Annotated in this window: 11 protein-coding genes; 7 read left to right on the top strand and 4 right to left on the bottom strand. The window is 41.4% G+C overall.

Features of this window, described 5'->3' with window-relative positions; all coding sequences use genetic code 11:
* Window positions 1-523 precede the first annotated feature (523 nt).
* On the top strand, window positions 524-769 hold the full coding sequence (locus tag IBX40_10485; GenBank protein MBE0524744.1) for a type II toxin-antitoxin system HicB family antitoxin: 246 nt from the start codon (window positions 524-526) through the stop codon (window positions 767-769).
* A gap of 135 nt (window positions 770-904) precedes the next feature.
* Here the strand turns inward: IBX40_10485 and IBX40_10480 are convergent, their stop codons facing one another.
* Window positions 905-1,291, bottom strand: coding sequence for a hypothetical protein (locus tag IBX40_10480; GenBank protein ID MBE0524743.1), 387 nt, complete (start codon window positions 1,289-1,291; stop codon window positions 905-907).
* Between the two features lie 302 nt (window positions 1,292-1,593).
* Entirely contained in the window at window positions 1,594-2,343 is a 750-nt protein-coding gene (locus IBX40_10475) for a winged helix-turn-helix transcriptional regulator (protein MBE0524742.1), read from the bottom strand.
* A 147-nt stretch (window positions 2,344-2,490) separates the two neighbouring features.
* Here IBX40_10475 and IBX40_10470 point away from each other — a divergent pair, with 147 nt between their 5' ends.
* Genes IBX40_10470 through IBX40_10445 form a run of 6 tightly spaced genes read left to right on the top strand, consistent with a single transcriptional unit; the run spans window position 2,491 to window position 5,012 of the window.
* Entirely contained in the window at window positions 2,491-2,646 is a 156-nt protein-coding gene (locus IBX40_10470) for a hypothetical protein (GenBank protein MBE0524741.1), read from the top strand.
* A gap of 5 nt (window positions 2,647-2,651) precedes the next feature.
* The gene (locus tag IBX40_10465; protein ID MBE0524740.1) at window positions 2,652-2,891 is read left to right on the top strand and encodes an MTH865 family protein; all 240 of its coding nucleotides are present in this window, start codon (window positions 2,652-2,654) and stop codon (window positions 2,889-2,891) included.
* A 32-nt stretch (window positions 2,892-2,923) separates the two neighbouring features.
* Entirely contained in the window at window positions 2,924-3,172 is a 249-nt protein-coding gene (locus tag IBX40_10460; GenBank protein ID MBE0524739.1) for a hypothetical protein, read from the top strand.
* An 11-nt stretch (window positions 3,173-3,183) separates the two neighbouring features.
* Window positions 3,184-3,453 (top strand): hypothetical protein, encoded by a 270-nt coding sequence (locus IBX40_10455; GenBank protein ID MBE0524738.1) that lies wholly within the window; start codon window positions 3,184-3,186, stop codon window positions 3,451-3,453.
* Between the two features lie 37 nt (window positions 3,454-3,490).
* On the top strand, window positions 3,491-4,204 hold the full coding sequence (locus IBX40_10450; GenBank protein ID MBE0524737.1) for a flavodoxin family protein: 714 nt from the start codon (window positions 3,491-3,493) through the stop codon (window positions 4,202-4,204).
* 34 nt (window positions 4,205-4,238) lie between these two features.
* Entirely contained in the window at window positions 4,239-5,012 is a 774-nt protein-coding gene (locus IBX40_10445) for a sulfite exporter TauE/SafE family protein (GenBank protein MBE0524736.1), read from the top strand.
* A 48-nt stretch (window positions 5,013-5,060) separates the two neighbouring features.
* Here the strand turns inward: IBX40_10445 and IBX40_10440 are convergent, their stop codons facing one another.
* Both IBX40_10440 and IBX40_10435 read right to left on the bottom strand, forming a co-directional pair.
* The gene (locus tag IBX40_10440; protein MBE0524735.1) at window positions 5,061-5,210 is read right to left on the bottom strand and encodes a hypothetical protein; all 150 of its coding nucleotides are present in this window, start codon (window positions 5,208-5,210) and stop codon (window positions 5,061-5,063) included.
* Window positions 5,191-5,622: a hypothetical protein gene (locus tag IBX40_10435; protein ID MBE0524734.1), complete on the bottom strand. Its 432-nt coding sequence runs from the start codon at window positions 5,620-5,622 to the stop codon at window positions 5,191-5,193. The genes IBX40_10440 and IBX40_10435 overlap by 20 nt, the downstream gene beginning before the upstream one ends.
* Between the last annotated feature and the right edge of the window lie 314 nt (window positions 5,623-5,936).

The following is a 5,936-nucleotide window of genomic DNA, read 5'->3' as shown; positions in this document are numbered from 1 at the left end:
TCGCTTGTTATATGTGGTACATATTTATATGTCCAAAACGTACTAATTCGTGTATGAAAAGGATGAGAGGGTAACAGGTTAATCAACGGGAACGTGATCCCAAACGCAGTGTTTGTTATCCCTCTCAACCTACTTTTATAGTAGGCTGCAAGATATTTTTTATTGCTCTTGCAAGAATAGTGTATATACGAACGCCGATTTTACCTAAAATCGTTGTCAACAAAATAAATGGATTATGGGAAAGTGCCCCTGCTCCATCAGGGTAATCAAGTGGATGTGGATGGGCGGCGGTTGATATGAATAACAAGCTTTTTTATTATAGAGTTGAATTCCTTATCAGTGGATAAAAATCAATTATTTGAAAATTAAAAAAAGAATCCTAAGAATATTCGATTTGAAAAATTATGTAAAACTGCTGAAGAATTTGGCTTTATTTTCAAAGGTGGGAAAGGAAGTCATAGGATTTATGCTAATGCAGGAATTAATGAAAAAAAATACAATCTAATAGAAGAAGATGATATTGATGCATAAATATGCAATAGAGATTTTTTATAGTGAAGAAGACGAAGGATTTATAGCTTTAGTTCCAGAACTTCCCGGATGTTCAGCCTTTGGAAAAAATGAAGAAGAAGCTCTCGAAGAAATAAAGATTGCAATGAAACTATGGCTTGAAATCGCTTTAAAAGAAGGTAGAAAAATACCTCAGCCTTGTGGAAAAGAAATCCTTAAAAATCTTTTTGAAAATCAGTCTTTAACTTCTGCAGCGTAAATATTGGCATAGCTAACTAACGAATGATCTTTAATCCCGCATTATAAATTACGACAATTACCTGCTGCATCCCCCTACACTCATAACCTGCACCTGCTCCCTGCTTTAATGTAAGCCTTCGCAGACACATCAGGATCACCGCCACTGCAGATCATGGTGCCTCTCTCCTGCCTCCCTCAGTCCCATTAACGTGATCAGATGATATTCCCTGCCGGATGGCTTGATGGACTGACGTCTCTGGATATTCAGCAGCCTGGCCCATTTATCGATCATCTTCTCAAAATGCCGCAGGGTCAGCCTCTTCCCGGTCCTCCCGTTTATGAAAATATGCCCCTTTTTCCTGTTCCCCACATAATGCCGCAGCATCTCGCTGGTATTGCCGGTCAGCTTCATGGTCTTGGGCGCACCCGGGATGTGGCGCCTGGTCCAGCGGTTGTACTTAAGCTGACACCCGAATGCAGAATGATGTCTGCAACCTGGATACTTGAAAACGCTAATGGTTTCGGGTGGGATATTTTCCATGAATACGTATGTAAAAAACTCAGGTTATCTCCCGGTATGATCAACCGGGCAAAAATCCTGAAAATTCCCACCTAAAATTGACCCATTTTATAGCCCATCCATTGACCTGAGAAATCAACGAATCCGAAGTATGAACCGACTCCTTTTGCTCCAATTTTTGATCACGGGTTCTCGCCATTCACCAATGCCCCCACCACTATAGATTGCTCTACCATACCAGATCCTTCATGACAAGCACGATCATCTCCCGGAGCGGGCAATTTTCCACAGAATTCTTGAGCAAGCTAAGAATGAGGTATTTTTTATGTATTCAGTACTGAATACATATCACCTATGCTTCGTAAGACCTTGAATCCCTTATCCGTAATCATATAATCCCCCCGTTCATGGCGCTGCAATATCATTCCGCTGTCAAGAAGTTTTTGCAAATGGAAAAGTAAATTTCCTCCGCGAAGTCCAGTGAGTTCGGAAAGCGCTGAAAAGGTTTTTGTTTCGATCGCTATTGCTTTTAATATTTGCAGGCGCTGCTTGTTGGAGAGAGGTTCAAGTACTTCGGGGATCAAACTTTCTGGAATTCCGGCAATATCCTGTTTTTTTTCTTCATTTGAATTATATATGTTAAGGGACCGCATTAAACCAACCTGCTTTCCAAATAGCATCTGTACCTGTGAAAAACATTTTTCACACTGCTTTGATGGAGCACTACTTTTCATACCATTCAGATCCAGTTGACATTTCATAATGACATTTTCTGGAACCTTATCCTGTTTAATAAGATTTGCATTATTCTGCAGGAAACCTGTGAAGTTTGATTTGCAGGTATCGCGCATTTCGCATTTCTTGACCATATTACTTTCAAGACCATCTTCAATATCATCAAGTACATGCCTGATGATCGCGCTGGCAAAATTATTGCGGGAATCTGAAAGGACGTGTTCCACGTGCTGTTGTCCTGATTTTTCCATAAATCGTTTAATATCTTTGTGGATTTCCTGCAGCATTCCTTTTATTTCGATGATCTCCCTGTAAGAGTCCGTTCTTTTGTCTGCCATATACAAATTGTTTTGTCTTTTCAGATTAAAAAGGTTTGCGTTACAACCTTAAAGGTCATTTTTGTATATTAAACTATAGTTTGTACATTTTTATAACGGTTAAGTATATATGAATAACTAAACAATCTACAATTGAGGTGCAATAAAATGCCGGAATGGAAATACACAAACAAAACCGTAACTAAAGAAGAAGCTGAAAAGTCGTTAAATGCTGTAAAAAGCGCCTGTTTCCACTGTGGATCACATGGAAGCGGTTGCCCTATCTCTAATACAGCAAAAGAAATTAAAGCAATGATGGAGTAATAAAAATGAGTGTACGAGATGAGATACATGCGCAGATTGTCGGTGGTCTTGCAGGCGCAAAGTTTCCGATAAATACGCCGGAACAACTTCTTGCCGCTTTCCCGGACGGGGCAAATACCACATGCAAAGCTGGCGACCTTGAAGTGACAGCAGGCGATGCGGGAAAACTGCTAACTACAGGCGATTTCCCCTTCAAGAGCGCAAAACAGGTTGCTGATACAATAGTCGAAAGAGCGGGGCTCTAACCCCTGCCCGTTTTTATAATTCAGGTGGTAACATGACAAGAATAAAATTTATAGAAAGTTACGAAGCAAATGACGAAGTTAAGGCAGTCTATAAAGATATTGAAGCAGCTTTCGGGATGGTTCCGAACCTTTTTAAGACATATGCTAACTTTCCGGCATTGCTGCTTACAAACTGGGAAAAAACAAAGGTATTGCTGATGGGCGGTGAACTTTCGCGGGAACTCAAGGAACAGATTGCAGTGGTTGTGTCCGGTGCTAATATAGCTGTAATTACTGTGTAGCATCACACTCAATGGCACTTTCAATGATGGGATTCAGCCAAGAAAGGATAGATGATTTAACAAAAAACCTTGAAGATCCAGATATCTCACCCAGAGATAAAAAAATCCTTGAATATGCAAAGAAAGCCACACTCACCCCACACAGGATTACTGATGCTGAAACCGAAGAATTAAAATCTTTCGGTCTTACAGACAGCCAGATTGTTGAAATGCTCGGGGTCATGGAACTATTCACAGGTTACAATAAATTCCTTGATTCCCTTGCCGTACCGCTCAGTTAGACAGGATATTAAAATTACAATTTAAAAGGTGAATAAAATGAAATTACTTGGAATAAGCGGCAGTCCCACAAAGGACAGCAACACAGATACATTGGTGAAGGCAATACTTGAAGCATCAGGCGGTGAGACTGAATTTGTCAAACTATCTGATATTAAAGTTGGTCCATGCATTGCATGCATGAAATGCGTCCATACTAATGAGTGTATAATCAATGATGATTTTAAATGGCTTTCCAAAAAAGTGATGGAAGCTGATGCCCTCATCGTAGGCTCATCAACATTTTACGGTGCAGCGAGCGCTTTTACAAAAGCGTTTATAGAGAGGTTATATTCTATGAGACATGTAAAACTCCAGACAGCTGGCAAGCTTGCCGCAACGGTAGCTGTTGGTGTTGCTGCTGAAAAAATGGTTGGAGAATGGATTGGAAATGCCCTTCGTGCAGGCGGCATGGAAATTGTCGGTGGAATGACGGCAAAAGGAACGCCGTGCTGTTTTGTGTGCGGGCCAGGTGAAAGCTGTGCGTTTACAGTATGGAATGCATATTCTAAAGAACTTAGCGGAATAGACCTTGGAGTTGAAGAAGCCTATAAAGGATATCTTGAACTGCTTCCTGATAACAAGCCGTATCAACATGGTTCTGCCAGGATCCTGAAAGGTTTCAGGTCTGTGAAGGACGAACCTGAAGTTATGGCTGAGGCTGAGAGGATCGGGAAACTTATTAAAGGGAGAATAGAGGGTAAAGTTCATTGAGCATGATTGTACCTGCAAGATATGAGGGGCAAAAATGGATCTGACCTTCTGGTATCTTTTTCCAATTGGTATAATTATCTCTATTGTGTCGATGTCAGCTGGTATCTCAGGTGCAAATTTCTGGATACCGATTTATCTATTTTTGATCAAGATCGATCCATTAATAAGCTTCTGGCTGGCGCTTATTACAATGATTTTCGGTTTTGGGAGCGGTGTTATTAGAAACATCTATCAGGGAACAGTCAATTGGTATATGGTCAAACAATATTTAATTCCCACAATTCCAGCCGCTGTCATCGGTTCTCTTTTGACCTCCCATGTTAATGAAAACATCCTTATATTCATATTCGGTTCCTTCATTTTCATTTATGGGACGTATCAGCTTACTACCAGTATTACTTCCAGAAAAGAACAGCCTAAACACCAGAGAATTTTCTGGGAATTAGGCATCTTAGCTGGATTTATGAAAGGATTGATTGCAACAGGTCTTGGCAAACTGATAACGCCGGGTATGTGGAACCATTACAGGATAAAGAATCCATCACAGGTTATCGGTTCTACAGTTGTCATTATATTTATTGTTGACATTATTGCAGCTGTTGCAAGGATGAATCCATTTTTTGTAAATGAACTTATTGAGAATAAACTTGAGATTGTTAACATACTTGTTTTTGTATTGCCATCAGTTGTCATCGGAGGACAGATCGGACCTCAGACTATTAGAGGCTTGGAAGCAAATCACCTGAAAATCTATATCTCGATAATATTAATTCTTGTTAGCATGCTGATATTTTCAAGACTGTTATAATAATTTAGAATTTATTGAGGATACAAAAATCAATTTATAGATTATGTCCTACCACCCCTCCACAAAAGCCGGATGATGCTTCCCAAACGACTCAATCGCCTCCTCGTAACTGATCTTCTTATAATACCGTGCCTTCGTCTCCTTGCTGTGCCCAGCCGCCTTCGCAAACACATCAGGATCACCGCCACTGTCGATCATGGTGCCTCTCTCCTGCCTCCCTCAGTCCCATTAACGTGATCAGATGATATTCCCTGCCGGATGGCTTGATGGACTGACGTCTCTGGATATTCAGCAGCCTGGCCCATTTATCGATCATCTTCTCAAAATGCCGCAGGGTCAGCCTCTTCCCGGTCCTCCCGTTTATGAAAATATGCCCCTTTTTCCTGTTCCCCACATAATGCCGCAGCATCTCGCTGGTATTGCCGGTCAGCTTCATGGTCTTGGGCGCACCCGGGATGTGGCGCCTGGTCCAGCGGTTGTACTTGCCCTTGGTCTTGGGGAAGGTGATCTCGCCGGTGTTGCGGTTCCACAGCTCGATCCTGGACTCCAGGACCTCCCCGGGCTTGAAGGCACCATTGTCTTTGCGCTCTTCGCCTCCTTTGCGGTTCATTGATTAGATCTCCATGGACCATTTTCCCGCCCCCCCTTTAATCAACCTCCTGTGGGGCAGGATGAGTTAAGAGGCTAATGTGGGTTTGTGCATGTGGATGTTATGCTGGTAAGCGCCAGAAGCATTTGAAATATATCTTCAATGTGATAAAAGTATAACTCCCTTCCATCAAATCATTCCCTGCTTGCTTCCATGACACTATCCCATTTTCCAGTTATTTTTTAGACACCGACTTTAGGTAAAATCTGTGTTAATCAGTGTTCGTATATACACTATTCTTGCAAGATCAATAAAAAAGTATCTTGTAGCCTACT

The organism is Methanosarcinales archaeon (assembly GCA_014859725.1).
Taxonomy (GTDB): domain Archaea; phylum Halobacteriota; class Methanosarcinia; order Methanosarcinales; family Methanocomedenaceae; genus Kmv04.
This window is presented reverse-complemented; position numbering and strand designations above follow the sequence as displayed.

Bases quoted from the DNA above. Each gene is read 5' to 3' on its own strand.
- IBX40_10485 (MBE0524744.1), top strand. From the start codon at position 524: ATGCATAAATATGCAATAGAGATTTTTTATAGTGAAGAAGACGAAGGA.
- IBX40_10480 (MBE0524743.1), bottom strand. From the start codon at position 1,291: ATGGAAAATATCCCACCCGAAACCATTAGCGTTTTCAAGTATCCAGGT.
- IBX40_10475 (MBE0524742.1), bottom strand. From the start codon at position 2,343: ATGGCAGACAAAAGAACGGACTCTTACAGGGAGATCATCGAAATAAAA.
- IBX40_10470 (MBE0524741.1), top strand. From the start codon at position 2,491: ATGCCGGAATGGAAATACACAAACAAAACCGTAACTAAAGAAGAAGCT.
- IBX40_10465 (MBE0524740.1), top strand. From the start codon at position 2,652: ATGAGTGTACGAGATGAGATACATGCGCAGATTGTCGGTGGTCTTGCA.
- IBX40_10460 (MBE0524739.1), top strand. From the start codon at position 2,924: ATGACAAGAATAAAATTTATAGAAAGTTACGAAGCAAATGACGAAGTT.
- IBX40_10455 (MBE0524738.1), top strand. From the start codon at position 3,184: ATGGCACTTTCAATGATGGGATTCAGCCAAGAAAGGATAGATGATTTA.
- IBX40_10450 (MBE0524737.1), top strand. From the start codon at position 3,491: ATGAAATTACTTGGAATAAGCGGCAGTCCCACAAAGGACAGCAACACA.
- IBX40_10445 (MBE0524736.1), top strand. From the start codon at position 4,239: ATGGATCTGACCTTCTGGTATCTTTTTCCAATTGGTATAATTATCTCT.
- IBX40_10440 (MBE0524735.1), bottom strand. From the start codon at position 5,210: ATGATCGACAGTGGCGGTGATCCTGATGTGTTTGCGAAGGCGGCTGGG.
- IBX40_10435 (MBE0524734.1), bottom strand. From the start codon at position 5,622: ATGAACCGCAAAGGAGGCGAAGAGCGCAAAGACAATGGTGCCTTCAAG.